We start from the raw sequence: 18132 nt of genomic DNA on the forward strand, positions 1-18132 counted from the left end.
AGACTGCCATATCGCGTGCGAGATCATCATGAAAATTACCCAACTCACCGTCTATCCGGTGAAGTCGCTGAAAGGCATTGATCTGACGAAAAGTGAACTCTACGGCCATGGTCTGGCCTGGGATCGTCGTTGGATGCTGGTGGATGCCCAGCAGCGGTTTGTCACTCAACGCCAGTTGCCTAGTCTTGCCACTATTGCGGTTGAGTTAACGGATCAAGCACTGGTGCTTTCTCATCCGAATGTTGCCCCAATTTCGATTCCCCTTGAAGAACCCCGGGGCAATTTGCGGCTGGTAAAGGTCTGGGATGACCATTGCAAAGCATTGCCTGAAAGCCAGGACGTATCCCGCTGGCTTGAAGCGGCGTTGGGTGAGCAAGCACAAGGCATCAGTCTGGTGCGCTTTGCCACCGAGTTTACACGTGCTGTTGAAGAGGATTTTCTGGCCGGAGGCGAGGCGCATACCTACTTTTCTGATGGCTACCCTTTTCTGATAACGACCACCGGCTCGTTGGATGCCTTAAATCAAGCGCTTGTTGCCAATGGGCAATCCCCCGTACCGATGAACCGTTTCCGGCCAAATATCGTGGTCGAGTGTAGCGATGCCTGGGCAGAAGACCAGTGGACAACACTCACAAGCCAGGGTGGCTATGAACTAACGCTACGCAAGCCCTGTCAGCGCTGCAAAATCACTACCGTTGATCAGCTGACCGGCAGTATACCCGCGCAGGCAGAACCGCTTAAAACACTGCTTTCCTTGAACACTCAGCCTCACTTGAAAGGCGCTCACTTTGGCCAAAACGCCACGCTAACCGCAGGGCAAGGCAGCACTATTCGTGTGGGGGACGAGGTGGTGTCAACGCACCGCGAGGCCTGAACCGTAGTAACCGGGTAGCAATGGCGGTGCCTGACAGGGTAATCACCATGCCCGTCACCACTTGAAGACTGAGCGTTTCATTTAGCAGTAAATATCCCCACAGCAGTGCGCTAACGGGAATTAAAAACGTGACAGTTGAGGTGGCAGTAGCGCCTGCGCTGGCTAAAAGCCCGAAGTAAAGCAGGAACGCGAGTGTGGTGCTTAGCATTGCCAGCGCCAGGGCGTTGCCCCAGGCAAGTGTGCTGACTGGCTCGCTAGGCCAGAGCAATAAGCCAGGCACAAGCAACACCAATGCCGACATTGCGCTGCTGCCTGCCGCCAGCACGCGGCTGGGAAGATGACTTAAGCGCGTTTTCGAGTAGTTACCGGCGAGCCCATAACAAAATGTTGCGCCGAGTACGGCAACAATAAACCAGCCGTCGCCCCCCAGGGCGAAGTCTAGCCGATTAGCAGAAAGCACATACACACCAAACAGCGCCAACGCCAACCCTAGATATTGTTGGCGCTGAATGGGCGTGGCAAAAAAAGCAGCGCCCAATAACGCGGTAAAAATCGGCGTAGTGGCATTAATCAGTGAGGTAAAACCGGCCTCTAAACGAGTCGTTGCTAACGCCAGTAATGAAAATGGCAACACATGATTAATGATGCCCAGTATCAATAACGGCCCTTTATGCTGCCATATGAGGGTTAGATAGCGCAGGCTCATTAGCAACGGCACCAACAGCAATGCGCCAACGCCCATTCTTATCAATACGAGCGGAACTGGCCCAAACTCGGGTGCTGCAACGCGCATAAAAATAAAAGACAGTCCCCATAGCGAAGATAGCAATAGCAAACGCAGCGCATCAGCCGATGACATGATGTGTCCTTAGATTAATTGCGGCGATCATAAGTGTGACGAGTGTCATAGAGCCGCTTAGCTTAGCGATAAAGTGTCTGAAAGCGAATACTCAAGACTGGTCGTGTATCGTTTTTAATGAAAAGCAGTTAAAACGTTTGTCAATCTTCGTAACGTTGTGGATTTGGCGTTGACGCTGTGACAAGGAAACTCTAATGTCTCGGCCCATTGCTTGTTAGCATTTTTTTACATTCTTGAGGGAAGGCCGTGGATCTCGCAACGCTGATAGGATTGGTAGGAGCTGCTGTGTTAGTGGGGGCTTCTGTCATCATGGGCACTTCGCCTGAAGTGTTTATGAACCCCACTGGGCTGCTGCTAGTGGTTGGGGGAAGTCTGTTTGTTGTGCTGGCAAAGTTTAGTATCACCCAATTCAAATTTGCTTTTAAAGCGGCGGCGCGGGCGTTTAAATTCCAGTTACCTAGCACTCAAGCAAGTATCGATGAGTTAGTCGAGCTGGCCAAGGTTGCCCGCCGTGAAGGAATGATTGCATTAGAAAATCGAGAGGTTAACTCGCCGTTTCTTAAAAAAGGCCTACAAATGTTGGCTGACGGTTATAGCGCCGAAATGATCAAAGACATGATGGAAAAAGAGCGCCTGCTCACTTTAGAGCGTAACGAAGCAGGTGGCCAAGTGTTTTCGGCGTTAGGTGAAGTGTCCCCTGCCATGGGAATGATTGGCACCCTGGTGGGCTTAGTACAAATGCTTTCCAATATGAGTGACCCTTCTTCAATTGGACCTGCTATGGCGGTTGCTCTGCTGACTACGTTGTATGGTGCAATGATTGCAACGATGATCGCTAATCCGATTGCCCAAAAGCTTTGGGTACGAATGAATCAGGAAGCCAAAATGCAAGAGCTGTGGATCGACGCGTTGATTGCCATCAAGAGCGATAAAAATCCGCGTGTTCTCGAGCAAATGCTAACGATCTATCTGCCCCCTGAGCACCGAGGCTTATCTGGTTCAGATGAAACCAGCTCCGCTGGCGAGCGAACGTAATCCCCATGGCGCAAAAACAAACCAATATTCCTGCCTGGATGGTGACATACGCGGATTTAATGTCGCTGTTGTTATGCTTTTTTGTGTTGCTATTATCGTTTGCAGAAATTGATGCGGAAAAATTCCGCCGTGTAGCGGAGGAACTGTCAAAAGCCTTCGGCGTGCAGCGTGATGTTGAGGCTACCCAAATTCCCATGGGCACCAGTGCGGTACTTCAACATTTTTCTCCCGCAGTCCCTGACCGAACCTTACTAGATGAAGTGCGTCAACGAACTACTCAACAGCAACCACAGCTGGAATCTATGCGTAGCATGCTGGATGCCCAGCGGCGGCAGCGAACTCTACAAGTAGCAGATAGCTTAGAAGCGTTGCTCAAAGCATCGTCGTTAGAAGGTGTTGCCAGCATAGAGGTCGATCAGTTTCGCGTGGTTGTCAGGATTTCGGAGCAAGGCACATTTGGTTCAGGTAACGCCGATGTTATGCCTGCGTTTGCTGGTCTGCTAGCGGAGTTGTCGACCGTATTAGCTGCTGTCAGCGGAACGATTTCGATTGAAGGGCATACAGACAATGTGCCAATTCAAACGTCTCGGTTTCAAAGCAACTGGGATTTATCCGCGTTGCGAGCCTCTTCCGTAGCGAATGTGCTTGTTGCTACTGAACAACTAACGCCAGAAAAATTGATGATACAAGGCTTTGCCGATACAAGGCCGCTGGTTTCCAACAACACAGCTGAAGGGCGAGCGGTCAATCGCCGCGTTGAGTTAAAGATCGATCTTGATGACTCTTTTGAAGATCGGGGGGAGCGTTCTATACGGTCAATGCAGAGCAGTTCAGAACAGAGCAATTCAGAACAGAGCAGTTCAGAACAGATCAACGCAGAGCGTGAAGTGGCAGCGCAGTCTATTCCATAGTCATTACGGCTGCCGAGTAAATTCGGCAGCAACGATAGAATCAGCTACGCTGATTTAGTTGACAGACGCAATGCATGCGTCTTTAAAACGAGTTGACGCTAACTATCAAAGGAAAGGAGAACGGAATGGATAGTAAAGCAAGCGCACGCTGGGAAGGTGGTCTTAAAGATGGACAAGGTACTGTAGCGACGGAAAGTGGAGCATTGGATGCTGGCTATTCGTTCAAGCAGCGCTTTGAGGGTGCGCCCGGCACCAGCCCGGAAGAGTTAATTGCCGCCGCTCACGCAAGCTGTTTTTCAATGGCGCTCTCGATGATTCTTGGCGAAAAAGGCTTTACCGCTGAGGCGATTGATACCAACGCCCGTGTAACGCTTTCACAAAGTGCAGAAGGCTTCGATATTTCCAATATTCATCTGGACGTTGTGGCCAGCGTAAGCGGAGCCGATGACGCGGCCTTTCAAGAAGCTGCTGAAACGGCTAAGGCGAACTGCCCTGTTTCCAAAGTACTAAATGCTGACATTACCATGGAAGCAACATTGAAGGGTTGATTCGAGCGTGGGGTAACGCTAAGAAGCGCTGCAAAATAGCAGCGCTTTTTTTAGCTTTGTCTAGTCATGAAAAAGGCCTTGCTGCTAGGCAAGGCCTTGTAAGTCGCAAGAGTGGGCAGCTAATGCAGTGGAAGCTACGTTAGCGAAAAGCAGCTTTAAGAACGCACGTTACTCGATGTCATTTTCACGGTTGTACTCTTCGGCATTTTTCAGGGCGTCCTCAGATGCATTAACCGATATAACGTAATTTTCGCTATCTTCATCTTTGGTAAGTTCAAGAGAATCCCATTCGATAGCGACATCTTTTTCGCCCATACCGAGGAAACCTCCAACACCTACAACAACGGCATTGATTTGCCCATCTTCGTCGATGATAAGGTCGTTAATTGTGCCAATATCTTCATCGTTTTCAACGCTGCTTCTTACTTGGTTGCCTGTCAGAGAATCTGAGTGGAAAGTGCCTTGCGGCGCATGGGTCAAATAAGAGGCTTCCATGCCAATCTGATTGTCGTCACTCGCGTTGGCAACACCAGCGACGGCAATGAATGTAGGGATAATCAGCGTGCTAAGGAAAGTCGTTTTCATCGTTTTGCTCCGTGCAATTCTATAAAGGATGTTAACAGTTGATCTGTTAATCCCTAGGTAACGTCGTAGCGTCAAGCTGGTCGGCGTTATTCATGCTTCCTGCTGGCCAAACCCTACCCGGTAGGTTCCTTTTATCGGGTGGTGCTACTGTTCCTGTTGATGATGAGTGAAACCTTGCACGTTGCTGTGCGTAGGCACTTATAAAGGTAGGTGCTGAGTGCTGTTTTGCAATGCCGGTGAAGAACTCTTAATTAAGATCAACTCAACTGCTCGTCAGCGTTAAACCTAGGCGTGTTAGAATTATTAACGAACGTTAAAGTAAATGTCAGTAAAACGCTCTTTCCGCGTTGGGCGTTGAGATGGCTGCGACAGGCGGTAGAGTTGGCCCACTCTGGCCCCTTGCCCATATTTGTACGTAAACTGCCCCAAGCAGGCTGCCCCCGAGCAGATAGCGCCTCGGGGTCATATAATAAAGGAAACCCCCCATGACGCTTACCGAGAAGTATCAAACGCTTCGACACGTTAAAAAAATGTGGGCTAGCAGCGCGGCCCTGGGTGCTTGGCTGTTTGCTTCTGGTGCCGTTGCTAGTGAAAGCGAATTGCCCAAAGGTCACTTTTTGTTTCCTGAAGAGGGAAATATAGTGGGCGAGATGTATACCGTTACGGCTACAAAAGAGGATACCTTGCTCGACATCGCCCGTGAGCATAATGTGGGTTACGAAGAGATTCGCATGGCCAATCCGGATACGAGTATCTGGATACCCGGCGAAGGTACTGAGGTGACGATTCCTGGCCAATATATTCTGCCGGACGAGCCACGTACTGGCATTGTGATTAATGTCGCTGAGCTACGCCTCTATTATTATCCAGAGGTAGAAGAGGGCAAAGCTCAACGGGTAGAGACCTACCCCATTGGAATTGGGCGCGATGCGTTTAACACGCCGCTGGGTATTACTCAGACGACTATGCGGCTTGAGAACCCTGCATGGTACCCACCTGAGTCTATTCGTCGTGAAGCTGCCGAGCGCGGAGACCCTGCGCCAGCGGTTGTTCCACCCGGTGAGGATAATCCGTTAGGGCAATACGCTATTTTGTTGGATATTCCCGGTTACCTTATTCACGGCACTAATCAGCCAGACGGTATTGGCATGCGCGCTAGCCGAGGCTGTATTCGTATGCACCCTGAAGACATTGAGTCTGTTTTCTGGCGTGTTCCGGTAGGAACGCAGGTGAACATAATCGATACACCTGTCAAAGTGGGTTGGGGCAGCAACGGTGACGTCTATGTTCAGGCTTTTACGCCCACGGATGCGCAGAGTTTCGGTATGGAAATGCTGTTAGACGTGGTTAGCCTAATTGAGGCCCATGAAGGGGATGAGCACAGTATTGATTACGAGCAGGTGAGTCATGTGCTGGAAAAAGCCAATGGCCAGATTGTTCCGCTTAGCTAGGCTGTTCGCTGTCAAAATGGGGGGTGCTAAGCGGAGACACAAGCGCTAGCGCCACCGCTTGTCGCACCAGCTCTGCCAAGTTAGCAGCGTGCATGGTCTTCATCGCTCTAAGTCGGTAAACCTCGACGGTTTTACCGCTTACGTTCATGTGTTTGGCAATTTCCCGGCTGGTCATGCCTTCTGCAACATGAATGACAATGCGTTGCTCTTTGGGGCGAAGGGATTGGTAGCGTGCTCGCAGTAGTGCCAACTGCTGTTGGGCATGCTGCTGCTGTTGAGCGCTGCCTAACGCCTGCTGCACGCTGTCGATTAGTTGCTGGTGATTAAACGGCTTTTCAATAAAATCAAACGCGCCGTTTTTTAGCGCAGCCACCGCCATGGGGACATCACCATGGCCTGTCATCATAATGACGGGCAGGGTAGCGCCTTGATCAACCAGTTGCTGCTGCACTTGAAGACCGCTCATTCCAGGCATACGAACATCAAGCAGCAGTGCACCTAGCTCATCATGCTGGCTGGCTAAAAATTGCTCGCCGCCATGAAACGCTTGAGCGGTTAATCCGACTGATTCGAGCAGCCATATCAGCGATTCGCGCAGTGCCTGATCATCATCAACAACCGCAATGGTGGCGGTAGATTTTCGTTCAACACAGCTGGTCATTACAGGCTCCTGGTGATGCACTGATGGCGCGATCATGCGCTTGTTTCTGTGCGAAGTGTCATATCAAAGCAAGTGCCTTTCGTGCCTGGCTGAGAGCGCAGAGTAAGTGCTCCTCCCATGCTTTCCATTAGCGAACGACTAATCGCTAGCCCCATTCCCAGCCCTTCATCGCGCGTGGTGAAAAAGGCATCAAAAATAGTGTCTTGATGGGCTGGTGCTACACCAGGGCCTTGGTCTTCAACGCTAAGGGTAAGCTGCCGATTGCCGCTTTTTTGCGCGGATACGACGACTTGGTTGGCCCCAAGAGTGTCGCGGCTGGCGGTTAGCGCATTGAGCAATAGGTTAACGATTACTTGCTCAAGGGCAATAGGGTCGGCATAAATACGTGGCAACCCGTGGGGCAACTGTTGGGTTAGGTGAACAGACGCCTGCTTATACTGCCAGTCACACAGTTCAAAGGCCGCGGCAACAACCTGTTCAAGTATCAATGGCCTGACGCAGTGGCTGCGTTTACGCACAAAGCTGCGCATATGACGGAGTCGCTGGGCAAGGCGCTGTACTTGTTCATCGATGCGGGCCAGTGGCAACTGTAGCTCGCTGGCGGGTAAGTTTGGCGTGTGCTTTGCTTTCAAAAGAGCGCCGCTAGTGTAGTTAGCGATAGCGCCGAGAGGCTGATTAAGTTCATGAGCAATATTAGACGCAAGCTCTCCGGCGGCGGCTAACCGGTTGGCGTGGGCAATTTGTTCCTGGTGCCTGCGCGCCTGGGCCTCGGCAGTTTTACGCACGCTAATATCGCGATTAATCAATGCAAAGTGCCCGGGTTCAGCACCTCGGCTGCGGTGGGCAAGCACAACACTAAGCACGGGAGTAGAGCCGTTCGCGCTGCGCATTTCCAGTTCGCCGCTCCAGGAGCCGTAGCGTTCAACGGCAGGGAAGACCACCTGGTCCAGCAGAGCTAGCGAGTCCGCTTGGTAAAGTGCTGATAGGGCAACTTGCATGGTATCTCGTGGGAGTGAGAAGCAGCGCCGCGCCGCTTCATTGGCGCTAAAAATCTGCTGGTTTGGCCCTAAAAAAAGTACGTAGTCGGTGGTGGATTCGACCACCTGCGCTAAGCGCTCTCTCGTCGCTTCGGCATGGACTCTGCGGCTCACATCCCGAGAGACACAAAGAATATCAATTAGCTCGCCTGTAGCCGCATCGCGGCGGGTACGGCTGGTTGTTTCAAACCATATATAGTGACCTGCTTTCGCTCGAAACCGATACGTTTGCTGATAAAAACCGTCGTGATAGTAGACCCTGGGTGATTTGTTCAGCAGATCACTTAAATCGGCAGGATGAAACAGCTGATATGCTGATACGCCGATCAGCGCTTCTGGTTCGTACCCCAGTAAATCTCGCGCCGCCTGGGAGGCATATAAAAAAGTACCGTCGCGGGCGTGGCGAGATATCAGATCAGTGGTGCTCTCGGCCAACCACTGATAATGTCGCTTCTCTTCTGCCAGGGCCGCATTTTGTGCTTCCAGCGCGTTGATCCTGGCGATTAATTTGGCTTCGTTATCCATAGCAATTTAGCTCGCCGGGTCGAGCACGCCACCCATTGAGGCATTGCGCCTAAACCAGCCGGCAATACTGGCGCGTGGATACTGGGTGGGCAGCACCTCGTGGGGAATGGTTTCGGATAAAAAACAGGCAAAGGTGCCTGCTTCCGGCACTACGCGGGCGACTTCCTGAGAAGGGCTGTCGGGGTGATAAATAATCATCTCTCCGCCGCCATCCGTGGGCCACTGAGGGTTTAAGTAACCAACGGTTGAAATAACCCGGTTGGCTCGCCCTCGAAAACTGTCCAAGTGGCGCTGATAGAAGGCGCCCGGTGGATAGTGGGCAAAGTGTGCCTCGTACTCGAACAACCCCAGGAAAAGTGACTGATTGAGGGAGTGTTGGAGTTCTGCCATGGCGTCAAGGTAGCGGCGCTGGGCTTCGCTTTCCCTATCCAACCAGTGAATGGCATCGCCACGAATGTCTTTTCGAAGGTGGTGCTCTTTGCCACGGCCAATGCCAGCCTCATCAAGTGCTTGGTGTTCAGCCATATGGTGCAGCTCACGGTGTAACGCTTGGCAAAGCGCAAGATCTATCACGTTGTTACCCACGTACCAGCCTTGCTCAACGAGCGCATCAACCAGGGCAATATGGGCGATAGGGTTAATCGCGAGCGGGCTATTTGCTGAAGAGTTAGGCGCTGCATAGGCAATCATTTCATGGTTCTCTTGGTCGGCAAGCGGCTGTGTCGTTCAGGATAGTGACGTAACGCTCCAGGCGGGCGCTGGTGGAGATCAATAGCCATGCCAAATCCTTTAGCCAGCAGCTCCACCAACATCATGGCAGAAAGCCCCCAAATTACGTGGCCATCGACATGATAGCTGGGTACATAATGAGCGACGCCATCCACCGTTATTACATCGGTGTGGGTGCGCTTGTCGTCTAGAAAATGGCTGAGGGGTACTTCAAAAATAATGTCTAATTCGGAAGGGTCTGCTACCAATGGTAAATCTGGTGGAATAATGCCGACCCACGGCGTTACTCGAATGCCATGCAGCGAAATAACGTCTGATAACCTCCCCAAGGGTTGTACAAAGGAGGGCGCTAGCGCAATCTCTTCTTCTGCCTCGCGAAGTGCGGTGGCATAGAGATCGGCATCACAGGGCTCGCGTTTGCCTCCGGGGAACGCCACTTGGCCACTGTGCGTTGTGAGATGGCTAGCCCGCCGTGTGAACAGTAGTGTGGGCGATGGACGCTCAACAATGGGCATTAGCACGGCAGCCTCTGGCATCACAACGTGGTCTAGTCGTTGAGGAGAGTGCTGTTGCAGCTGTTTGCGCAGTTTCTCTAACATAGGGCTTCCATTTGCTTTGTTCTCTTTTACTCAGCAGCGGTTATTGGCGTCAAGTACGTCAAAGCCTTGACCCATCAGACGTAGAGAAAACGCGATGAATTTTTGTAGTCAGTGTGGTGAAAAAGTCCGTTTTGCTGTTCCTGAAGGCGATGACCGTTCGCGCTATTTATGCGATGCATGTGGCGTTATTCATTATCAAAATCCGCGTATTGTCGCAGGTACGCTGCCGGTGGTTGGCGATAAAATATTGCTGTGCAAACGGGCGATTTCCCCCCGTAAAGGATATTGGACACTTCCTGCAGGCTATATGGAAAACGCCGAAACCACTCAGCAGGCTGCCGCGCGCGAGACCTGGGAGGAAGCCTTTGCAGAGGTCAAACTAGAGGGGTTATACACGCTCATTGATCTGCCTCATATCAATCAAGTGTATATGATTTTTCGGGCTGAGCTTCTAGGTGGTTTTAGCGCAGGTCCAGAAAGTTTAGAAGTAGCACTGTTCGAAGAGCATGAAATTCCTTGGGATGAACTTGCTTTCCTTACCATCGAACGCACCTTGCGGCACTTTTATGAAGATCGTAAAAATGCACACTACCCACTGCACATTAGCTCGATTACCCCTGAGGATAGGGAACGTTATTTTGGCAGTGCCTAGGTTCTAGTCATCTAGTCATACAGCGCTCTACGAGTACCGTGCATCGCCGACTTACAGATCGGCCAGTTGCCAAACATCATAGGCCACCTCTTCATAGGGGTGGGCTAGTTTTAGTGCCGCAATCGCTGCCCGTATATGCTCATCTTGACAAACGAGCTCGACTTTAACCTCTTCGACGACTTCAAGTGACCCTACGTGGCCAATATGTGGTTGCGCGCCTTCCAGCGGGCGGAACTGACCGGTGCCGTGGGTTTGAAAGCAGCAGGCCTCATAATCACCCAGTCGGCCGGCGCCTGTTTCAAATACAGCTTCTTTAACACTCTCTGCATCTTCAACGGGCACAAAAAAAGCAAGCTTGTACATCTCAATCTGCCTCCACGTTAGCGCGAGTAAGATAACGTTACTGTAGGAATAGTAACTTAACCTGTGGCATTGCTCACCAGTGGAACCAACTTGTAACGTTTAAAGCGGGTAACGACTACTTAAGATGACAAAGTGGAGAGAGTGCTATGGATGACAATTTGCGTGACGTGCTGGATACGCTGGGATTGACCCCGGCTGGCAGTCTTCAGGCGCTTAGCGGCGGCGACAGCGCAGCTGTTTATGCCTTGGCTACCCACCAGGGAAAAGTGGTTATTAAGCACGATGATTCAGCGCGACTGCATGGAGAGGCAGAGGGGCTACGCACTCTTAAGGAGGCGGGTACTTCGCTGGTAATACCTGAGGTACTAGGGGAGTCAATGGGCTGGCTGGTGATAGAGTCGCTTGATACGAAACCAGCAAATGCCCACCATTTTGCTGCCTTGGGAGAAGGGCTGCGTGAGCTGCATGGTGTGATAGGTGCTACCCATGGCTGGCATCAAGACAATGCCTGCGGGCGTACGCCCCAGCCCAATTCCCCATTGGCAGACGGACGGGTATTTCAACGTGAACGGCGTTTACTGCCTCTCAGCCAAGCTTGTTATCAGCACGGTCTGCTGGATGCTGCCTTGCGTAGGCGCATTGAGTGCCAAGCCGATCAACTAGAAACATGGTTAAAAGACGCGCCTGCCAGCCTTATTCATGGGGATCTGTGGTCGGGAAATGTGCTGGCTACGTCAAAAGGCCCGGCGCTGATTGATCCTGCTGTCTATCGACATTATCCCGACGTTGACTTGGCCATGCTGACCCTATTTGGGTCGCCAGGCGCGCCTTTTTTTGATGCCTACTGGGACGGTGATAAGCCAGCCGACTGGCCAAGACGTGAGGCGCTGTTTCAGCTTTACCCGTTGCTTAATCATCTGCTGCTATTTGGTTCGGGCTATCGCAGTGCCGTTGAGCGCTGTGTGGCAGCGTTAGAAGCTTATCAGGATTAATTTTTCCGCTAAAAAACGGCATGTCCATAAGGCTTTGAACTAAGGTAAAAGAGAGTTTTGTACAGTGCGGCTATTAATAGTTAACGCTGTTCATATATTTAAGTTAAGTTCAAGTCTAGCATACATACATGAATGTAACTATAATGCCCCTCTCAGAATGGCTACCAAACTCGCGACCCTTCGTTGACACCTAGAGGCAATCCCATGCGACTGGCACACTGGGCAGTCAATGCCCCTTTTCGTCCTCTGCTATTAGCAGTGCTTACATCTTCTTTCATACTGCCTGCCCACGCAGCAGATTTGATTAACATCACCCGTGACGCGCTCAGCAATAACGCTGCTTTGGCGTCGGCACGCGCTGAATTTTCAAGTGTTGAAGCGGCAAGTGATGTGGCCAGTAGCGCCCTGTTACCCCAGGTAAATGCTTCCGGCAACATCGCGCATAACCAGCAGTATGAAAGCCAGTCCTCCTCTAGGGCGCAGGGTGCTGGAGCCGGCGGCGACATCAATGCGGCTGGTGGGGGCGACGATCGTTTCAACACGGTGTCGTTAACGCTTGAAGCGACCCAAACACTATTCAATGCCGTTACGCGTCAGGAAGTGAATCAGGCTGAACGTCAGATTGATCAACAAGTGTACCTATTGGCCGCCACCGAGCAGCAGTTGCTGATTGATGTCGCTAGCGCCTATTTTGATATTTTGCGCGCTCATGAAGTGCTCGAAGCGCGCTTAGCCCAAGAACGTGCGATTGGCCGCCAGCTTGAGCAAGCCCGGGAACAGTTTGAAGTTGGCCTTATTGCGATCACCGAGGTAGAAGAAGCGCGGGCCAGCTTTGATCAATCTCGCGCTGATCGCATCGCAGCAGAAAGTAATCTTCAGGTGGCATTCGAGGTGCTTGAACAGCTGACGGGGCAGCGTTACGCCAGTATTGATGCGTTGGGCGATAGTATGCCGATTGCTTTGCCAACGCCCACGGATCGTAACTATTGGGTAGAGCAAGCCATTGAGCGTAATCCGCAGGTATTGGCCCAGCAGGCGGGCATTGAGATTTCCCGCGTAGGTGTGGAGCTTGCGCGAGCAGGAAACATGCCAACGGTGCAGGCATTTGCTAACTACCGGTACTCGGATAGCGATAGTGATCAGGTGAGTGGCTACAACACGTCGAGTCAAGTGGGCGTCTCGGCAAACGTGCCTATTTATACCGGCGGCAGCACCAGTGCGCGTATTCGTCAGGGTACTTTTCAGCTAGAAAGCAGCCAATACGATTTCGAGTCTCAGCGCCGTACCACCATCCAACAGGTGCGTTCTCTCTATACGCAGGTCAGCAACAACGTCGATACCGTTGAGGCTCGTCAACAAGCCATTGTCTCTAACCGTAGCGCTTTGGAAGCCACCCGCGCGGGTTACGAAGTAGGTACGCGCAATATTGTTGATGTGTTGAACGCTGAACAAAACCTTTATAACGCCATCGCCAACTATGCTGAAGCGCGTTATGACTACGTAGTGAATCTGCTGTCACTGCGTCAACAGGCCGGTTTGCTAGACGTTGCAGCGATTGAAGACGTTAATGCGTGGCTAACGGGCGATGAGGTGAACTTCACGCTTCCAGAAAGCGGCGAACCTGACGCTTACCAGCGGGCGATGGAGATAGGCGCTCCCCCCTCGCCGGGTGCGTAAGTTAAGAGACGTTGGTTTTCTAACACGCTAAACCAATCAAGTGCTGTGCTGCTATCCGTCAATGTTGAAAAGATTAATGGGAAACCGACGTATGAAGAAAACGATTCACTCAGGTCGAGCGAGTCTAGTGACGCTGATAGCGGCATTGGCGCTAGCCGCATGCGGTCAGAAGCAGCCTAAAGAACAGCAGGCAAGGCAGCAGGAAGCGCCGCCTTATGCAGTAGAAGTAACCGAAATGGCGCGACAGGATATTCCGCTTAATAAATCCTATCCATCCCTGCTGCGCAGCGATAGTGAAGTCACGCTGGTAGCGCGTGTAAACGGGTTTCTCGAAGAGCGCCATTTTGAGCCAGGCCAGCTGGTAGCGCAGGGAGATCGTCTCTATACCATTGAACCTGACCTCTATCAGGCAACGGTTAATCAACGTGAGGCCGACCTGCAAAGTGCACGTGCTGAGTTGTCCCGTGCCCAGCGCGATGCGCAGCGTTTTGAACAGTTGCTGAGCCAAAACTCAGTGAGCCGCCAGCAGTATGACCAAGCACTGGCTGACCAGCGCGTGGCCCAAGCAAGTGTTGCCCAGGCAGAAGCCGCCTTAACCAGCGCTAATCTTGATTTAGGCTACTCAAACGTCACCGCCCCTGTGTCTGGGATGATCAGCTTGAGCCAGATAAACGTCGGTAATTTGGTAACCCCTGGGACTGAGTTGGCCACTATCACGCCGCTTGATCCCCTTGAAGTACGTTTTCAACTACCCCAGCGTGACGCCTTTGAGCTGCGTCGCCAGTTAGGCGAAGGCGGCAGCGCATCAGACATCACTGCACATTTGAGCGTGCCAGGACAATATGGCGACGATAACGCTGATTTGGTAGGCAGCCTGAACTTCCTTGGTTCACGTGTAGATTCCGGCACAAGCACGGTGCAAGCATCGGCAACGTTCGCAAACCCAGATGGCGCGGTATTGCCTGGTCAGTTTGTACGGGTTCGTCTTGAAGGCTTGAAACGCTTCGATGTACTGGCTGTGCCAGAGATAGCGGTGACACAGGGGTTAATGGGGCCGCAGGTGTTTATTGTTGATGATGACAATAAAGCCCGCGAGCGCACGATTCAGCTCGGTGAAGTGGCTGGCCCATGGCAAATTATTCGTGATGGCCTTAACGCTGGCGAGCGCGTCATTGTCGGCGACCCTGCGGGTCTGGAGCCAGGTAGGGCCATCGACCCTCAACCGTTCCGAGGCGATGCTGGCGAGCTAGTGGAAGAAGCTGAGCAAGAAGAAGCGCAGCAACAAGCCGAGCAGGCCGAAGCCATGCAGGAAGGAGCGGCTGAGGCACAGCCCGCTGAAGGGGAAGAGGGCGCGCAATAATGAACTTTTCCAACTTCTTTATTAGCCGACCGATTTTCGCCACTGTTTTGGCGATTATCTTGACGCTGGTAGGTGCGATGGCGATGCGGATACTGCCAATTGAGCAGTATCCCAGCGTTGTGCCTCCCACGGTGTCGGTGCAAGCTCAGTTCCCTGGCGCAGATGCTGAAACGGTTGCGCAGACGGTAGCAGCACCGCTTGCTGAGGCTATTAATGGTGTCGAGGACATGCTGTACATGACCTCAAACAGCGCCGATAACGGCACCATGAGCCTCAGCGTGGCTTTCAATATCGGCACGGATGGCGATATCAATACCATCAATGTGAATAACCGCGTGCAGGGGGCGCTTTCGCAACTACCCGAGGCGGTTCAGTCTCAAGGGGTGGCGGTCGAATTACGCTCTGACTCTATATTGATGCTTGTTGCTTTGACGTCACCCAGTGGTGATTACAACAAGATTTATATGCAGAACTACGCCACGCTTAATGTCCTGGATGAGCTACGCCAAGTGCCCGGTGTAGGTAATGCCGAAGTGTTAGGCGGCGGTGAGTTTGCGATGCGGGTATGGATGGACCCCGATAAGCTGGCTCAGTACAACCTTACGCCAAGTGAAGTGGCTCGCGCTATTCGGGCGCAGAACACCGAAATTCCTGCGGGTAACTTAGCGGCAACGCCACAAAGTGAGCCGCGCGCTTATACTTATACAATTACCGCCGGTGGGCGTCTATCGGGTACTGATGACTTCCGCACTATCTTCTTGCGGACGAATCCGGATGGCTCTTCGCTGCGTCTAGAAGATGTGGCGCGTATTGAGTTAGGCGCTTCATTTTATGGTGTAGATGCCCGCTTAAATGGCGCCACCATGACGCCTATTATTATTAACCAGCAGCCTGGTGCCAACGCCTTGGAAACCGCAGATGCGGTACGCACCACCATGGAAGAGCTTGCCGGGCGTTTCCCGCCAGGACTTGAGTATGTAACGCCTTACGACACCACGCTGTTTATTGATGCCTCCGTAGAAACTGTACTCAAGACCTTCATTGAAGCGTTCCTGATCGTTATTGTTATTCTGTTTATCTTCTTGCAGAACTGGCGCTTTACAGTCATTGCGATGTCGGTTGTGCCGGTATCGGTGATCGGCACTTTTGCGGGCTTCTACTTGTTTGGTTTCTCAATCAATCTGCTAACGCTGTTTGCCCTGGTGCTGTCGATAGGGATAGTGGTGGACGATGCGATTCTAGTGGTCGAGAACGTCGAGCGGGTACTGAGCGAAGAAGATGATATTTCGGTGCGTGATGCGACGATTCGCGCGATGAAAGAGGTCGGTGGTCCGGTGATTGCGACATCGCTTATTATGGCGGCGGTGTTCGTGCCGGTAGCATTCTTGGGTGGCTTCACCGGGCAAATTTATCAGCAGTTTGCGATTACCGTGGCGATATCGGTGGCGCTGTCCGCGTTAATGGCACTGACGTTTACTCCCGCGCTGTCGGCTATTTTCATCAAGCATAACCTGCATAAAACGAAACAGTCCGCATTTCGGCGGGCAATTACCATGCCGCTGCGTTTGTTTGACCGCTTCTTCGACGGCTTTACTGCCGTTTATATGTGGTTCGTGAAAAAATTGGTGCGCTTCTGGGTGTTAGCGCTTGCGCTTACCGTGGCGGTTGGGGCTGGCGCTTACTGGCTCTATATGAATACGCCTTCCACGCTAGTGCCCGAAACTGACCAAGGTATCGTACTGGTCAGCGTTTCCCTGCCGGATGCCGCGTCGCTTAGCCGAACGCAAGCTTATATGGCCGAGCTTAGTTCACAGATCGAAGACATTCCTGGCGTTGAGTACTCTTCAGCGGTCGCGGGTTATGACATTCTTTCGAGTGCGGTTAATACCGCGCGAGGGATCATGTTTATCAACATGAAAACCTGGGCTGAGCGAGAGCTGACGGCAAATGAGTTGGTAGGCCGCATTATGCAGCTGGGCGCGAGCATTGACGGTGGGTCGGCGATGGCGTTTAACGTGCCGCCGATAATGGGGCTCTCGACAACGGGGGGCTTCACCGGTTACCTGCAATCGTTTGAGGGCGCTTCCACACGTGAGCTTTATCAAGCGTCTTTGCAAATTATGCAGGCAGCTAATCAGCATCCGGCACTGAGCCGCGTGTTCACCACGTTTAATGTCAACGTGCCTTCTTACCGTGCGGATATAGATCAGCAAAAAGCGCTCAGCTATGGCGTTGCGCTTGAGAATATCAACTCGGCGCTAGCCAATACCTTTGGTAATGGTTTTGTTAACTTCTTCAGTTACCAAAACCGCAACTTCCAGGTCTATTTACAGAATGAAGATGAATTCCGTAAAACACCGGATGATGTCAGTAGCGTTTATGTTCGCGGTGGCAATGGCGAGCGTATTCCTCTTTCTGAGTTTGTGACGCTTGAACGCCAAACGGGCCCCTCTGTGGTCTCTCGTTTCGGTGTTTATGCGGGGGCTCAGTTCCAGGGCAACCCCGCGCCAGGTTACAGCTCTGCCCAGGCGATCGAAGCCATGGAAGAAGTGGTTCAGGAAACGTTAGGTAGAAACTGGGGGATGGGGTGGACAGGTACCGCGTATCAAGAATCCAACCTGGGTAATACCGCCACGCTTGCCATCGTTTTCGGTATGTTGATGGTATTCCTGATTCTGGCGGCGCAGTATGAAAGTTGGTCGCTACCGCTGGCGGTTCTGACCGCTACGCCGTTCGCTTTCCTAGGGGGAATTAGTGGCATTGTGCTGCGCGGCCTGGATACCAGTGTTTATGTTCAAATCGGCATGCTGGTGGTCGTGGGCTTAGCCGCTAAGAACGCGATCCTGATCGTTGAGTTTGCTGAGATGCAGCGTAAAGAGCAGGGTAAATCGATTCGTGAAGCAGCGGTTACTGCCGCAGAGCTTCGCTTCCGTCCTATCGTTATGACGTCACTGGCCTTTATTTTTGGCACCTTACCGTTGGCTCTGGCCTCTGGCGCGAGCGATGTGAGCAGTCACCACATAGGTACCACCGTCGCGGTCGGTATGGCGTCTGTGGCCGTGCTAGGAAGCCTGTTTATTCCAAGCTTCTACGCCATGATTGCTACGGTGTCCGATTGGCTGTATCGCAAACGCCACCCTGACCGTGATAGTAGCAGTAAGCAGGCAGCGCTAGGTAACGACCAACCGTAACGCTGTATGGCGACCTGCTAGCGGGCATCATGTTTTTTCATGGTGCCCGCTTTTTTTGCAGCGCGTTATCCCTGTTACTGCCA

At 52.2% G+C, this 18132-nt stretch carries 17 protein-coding genes; 10 read left to right on the forward strand and 7 right to left on the reverse strand.

Annotation, left to right across the window (positions count from 1 at the left end):
* The first annotated feature begins 28 nt into the window (after window positions 1–28).
* The gene (locus tag ELY33_RS03445; protein ID WP_126943980.1) at window positions 29–874 is read left to right on the forward strand and encodes an MOSC domain-containing protein; all 846 of its coding nucleotides are present in this window, start codon (window positions 29–31) and stop codon (window positions 872–874) included.
* On the opposite strand, the gene ELY33_RS03450 is transcribed toward ELY33_RS03445, so the two are convergent.
* Entirely contained in the window at window positions 828–1733 is a 906-nt protein-coding gene (locus tag ELY33_RS03450) for a DMT family transporter (RefSeq protein ID WP_126943983.1), read from the reverse strand. The genes ELY33_RS03445 and ELY33_RS03450 overlap by 47 nt on opposite strands.
* 246 nt (window positions 1734–1979) lie before the next feature.
* Between ELY33_RS03450 and ELY33_RS03455 the strand changes: the two genes are divergently transcribed.
* From ELY33_RS03455 to ELY33_RS03465, 3 genes are all read left to right on the forward strand, one after another.
* Window positions 1980–2768 carry a MotA/TolQ/ExbB proton channel family protein gene (locus ELY33_RS03455; RefSeq protein WP_126943986.1) on the forward strand — a complete coding sequence of 263 codons (789 nt, stop codon included), beginning with the start codon at window positions 1980–1982 and terminating at the stop codon, window positions 2766–2768.
* Window positions 2769–2773: 5 nt separating this feature from the next.
* On the forward strand, window positions 2774–3679 hold the full coding sequence (locus ELY33_RS03460) for a flagellar motor protein MotB (RefSeq protein WP_126943989.1): 906 nt from the start codon (window positions 2774–2776) through the stop codon (window positions 3677–3679).
* A 125-nt stretch (window positions 3680–3804) separates the two neighbouring features.
* Window positions 3805–4227, forward strand: coding sequence for an OsmC family protein (locus ELY33_RS03465; protein ID WP_126943992.1), 423 nt, complete (start codon window positions 3805–3807; stop codon window positions 4225–4227).
* A 168-nt stretch (window positions 4228–4395) separates the two neighbouring features.
* On the opposite strand, the gene ELY33_RS03470 is transcribed toward ELY33_RS03465, so the two are convergent.
* Window positions 4396–4812, reverse strand: coding sequence for a PRC-barrel domain-containing protein (locus ELY33_RS03470; RefSeq protein ID WP_126943995.1), 417 nt, complete (start codon window positions 4810–4812; stop codon window positions 4396–4398).
* A 485-nt stretch (window positions 4813–5297) separates the two neighbouring features.
* Here ELY33_RS03470 and ELY33_RS03475 point away from each other — a divergent pair, with 485 nt between their 5' ends.
* The gene (locus ELY33_RS03475) at window positions 5298–6263 is read left to right on the forward strand and encodes a L,D-transpeptidase family protein (protein WP_126943998.1); all 966 of its coding nucleotides are present in this window, start codon (window positions 5298–5300) and stop codon (window positions 6261–6263) included.
* Here ELY33_RS03475 and ELY33_RS03480 read toward each other — a convergent pair.
* From ELY33_RS03480 to ELY33_RS03495, 4 genes are read right to left on the reverse strand one after another with little or no spacing between them, the layout of a single operon-like run.
* Complete coding sequence (locus ELY33_RS03480) at window positions 6256–6924, reverse strand: response regulator transcription factor (RefSeq protein WP_126944001.1); 669 nt, start codon at window positions 6922–6924, stop codon at window positions 6256–6258. The genes ELY33_RS03475 and ELY33_RS03480 overlap by 8 nt on opposite strands.
* A gap of 32 nt (window positions 6925–6956) precedes the next feature.
* Window positions 6957–8486, reverse strand: a complete 1530-nt coding sequence (locus tag ELY33_RS03485) for a PAS domain-containing sensor histidine kinase (protein ID WP_126944004.1) — start codon at window positions 8484–8486, stop codon at window positions 6957–6959.
* A gap of 6 nt (window positions 8487–8492) precedes the next feature.
* Window positions 8493–9176: a 2OG-Fe(II) oxygenase gene (locus tag ELY33_RS03490; RefSeq protein ID WP_126944007.1), complete on the reverse strand. Its 684-nt coding sequence runs from the start codon at window positions 9174–9176 to the stop codon at window positions 8493–8495.
* Window positions 9173–9814: a CoA pyrophosphatase gene (locus tag ELY33_RS03495; RefSeq protein WP_126944010.1), complete on the reverse strand. Its 642-nt coding sequence runs from the start codon at window positions 9812–9814 to the stop codon at window positions 9173–9175. The genes ELY33_RS03490 and ELY33_RS03495 overlap by 4 nt, the downstream gene beginning before the upstream one ends.
* A 94-nt stretch (window positions 9815–9908) precedes the next feature.
* On the opposite strand from ELY33_RS03495, the gene ELY33_RS03500 reads away from it, so the two are divergent.
* Window positions 9909–10466, forward strand: a complete 558-nt coding sequence (locus ELY33_RS03500) for an NUDIX hydrolase (protein ID WP_126944013.1) — start codon at window positions 9909–9911, stop codon at window positions 10464–10466.
* A 51-nt stretch (window positions 10467–10517) separates the two neighbouring features.
* Here the strand turns inward: ELY33_RS03500 and ELY33_RS03505 are convergent, their stop codons facing one another.
* Entirely contained in the window at window positions 10518–10829 is a 312-nt protein-coding gene (locus ELY33_RS03505; protein ID WP_126944016.1) for a YqfO family protein, read from the reverse strand.
* A 146-nt stretch (window positions 10830–10975) separates the two neighbouring features.
* On the opposite strand from ELY33_RS03505, the gene ELY33_RS03510 reads away from it, so the two are divergent.
* From ELY33_RS03510 to ELY33_RS03525, 4 genes are all read left to right on the forward strand, one after another.
* A complete protein-coding gene (locus tag ELY33_RS03510) occupies window positions 10976–11821 on the forward strand; it encodes a fructosamine kinase family protein (protein WP_126944019.1) in 846 nt (281 codons plus the stop codon).
* Between the two features lie 204 nt (window positions 11822–12025).
* Window positions 12026–13498, forward strand: a complete 1473-nt coding sequence (locus tag ELY33_RS03515) for a TolC family outer membrane protein (RefSeq protein ID WP_126944022.1) — start codon at window positions 12026–12028, stop codon at window positions 13496–13498.
* Between the two features lie 91 nt (window positions 13499–13589).
* Complete coding sequence (locus tag ELY33_RS03520; protein ID WP_126944025.1) at window positions 13590–14858, forward strand: efflux RND transporter periplasmic adaptor subunit; 1269 nt, start codon at window positions 13590–13592, stop codon at window positions 14856–14858.
* The gene (locus ELY33_RS03525) at window positions 14858–18049 is read left to right on the forward strand and encodes an efflux RND transporter permease subunit (protein WP_126944028.1); all 3192 of its coding nucleotides are present in this window, start codon (window positions 14858–14860) and stop codon (window positions 18047–18049) included. Before ELY33_RS03520 ends, ELY33_RS03525 begins: the two co-directional genes overlap by 1 nt.
* Window positions 18050–18132: the final 83 nt, after the last annotated feature.

It is taken from the genome of Vreelandella andesensis (assembly GCF_003989795.1).
Taxonomy (GTDB): domain Bacteria; phylum Pseudomonadota; class Gammaproteobacteria; order Pseudomonadales; family Halomonadaceae; genus Vreelandella; species Vreelandella andesensis.

What these genes read in the sequence shown, in the direction of transcription:
- ELY33_RS03450 (WP_126943983.1), bottom strand. Translation starts at nt 1,733, where the DNA reads ATGTCATCGGCTGATGCGCTGCGTTTGCTATTGCTATCTTCGCTATGG.
- ELY33_RS03480 (WP_126944001.1), bottom strand. Translation starts at nt 6,924, where the DNA reads ATGACCAGCTGTGTTGAACGAAAATCTACCGCCACCATTGCGGTTGTT.
- ELY33_RS03490 (WP_126944007.1), bottom strand. Translation starts at nt 9,176, where the DNA reads ATGATTGCCTATGCAGCGCCTAACTCTTCAGCAAATAGCCCGCTCGCG.
- ELY33_RS03520 (WP_126944025.1), top strand. Translation starts at nt 13,590, where the DNA reads ATGAAGAAAACGATTCACTCAGGTCGAGCGAGTCTAGTGACGCTGATA.
- ELY33_RS03460 (WP_126943989.1), top strand. Translation starts at nt 2,774, where the DNA reads ATGGCGCAAAAACAAACCAATATTCCTGCCTGGATGGTGACATACGCG.
- ELY33_RS03445 (WP_126943980.1), top strand. Translation starts at nt 29, where the DNA reads ATGAAAATTACCCAACTCACCGTCTATCCGGTGAAGTCGCTGAAAGGC.
- ELY33_RS03510 (WP_126944019.1), top strand. Translation starts at nt 10,976, where the DNA reads ATGGATGACAATTTGCGTGACGTGCTGGATACGCTGGGATTGACCCCG.
- ELY33_RS03525 (WP_126944028.1), top strand. Translation starts at nt 14,858, where the DNA reads ATGAACTTTTCCAACTTCTTTATTAGCCGACCGATTTTCGCCACTGTT.
- ELY33_RS03515 (WP_126944022.1), top strand. Translation starts at nt 12,026, where the DNA reads ATGCGACTGGCACACTGGGCAGTCAATGCCCCTTTTCGTCCTCTGCTA.
- ELY33_RS03470 (WP_126943995.1), bottom strand. Translation starts at nt 4,812, where the DNA reads ATGAAAACGACTTTCCTTAGCACGCTGATTATCCCTACATTCATTGCC.
- ELY33_RS03485 (WP_126944004.1), bottom strand. Translation starts at nt 8,486, where the DNA reads ATGGATAACGAAGCCAAATTAATCGCCAGGATCAACGCGCTGGAAGCA.
- ELY33_RS03500 (WP_126944013.1), top strand. Translation starts at nt 9,909, where the DNA reads ATGAATTTTTGTAGTCAGTGTGGTGAAAAAGTCCGTTTTGCTGTTCCT.
- ELY33_RS03475 (WP_126943998.1), top strand. Translation starts at nt 5,298, where the DNA reads ATGACGCTTACCGAGAAGTATCAAACGCTTCGACACGTTAAAAAAATG.
- ELY33_RS03465 (WP_126943992.1), top strand. Translation starts at nt 3,805, where the DNA reads ATGGATAGTAAAGCAAGCGCACGCTGGGAAGGTGGTCTTAAAGATGGA.
- ELY33_RS03495 (WP_126944010.1), bottom strand. Translation starts at nt 9,814, where the DNA reads ATGTTAGAGAAACTGCGCAAACAGCTGCAACAGCACTCTCCTCAACGA.
- ELY33_RS03505 (WP_126944016.1), bottom strand. Translation starts at nt 10,829, where the DNA reads ATGTACAAGCTTGCTTTTTTTGTGCCCGTTGAAGATGCAGAGAGTGTT.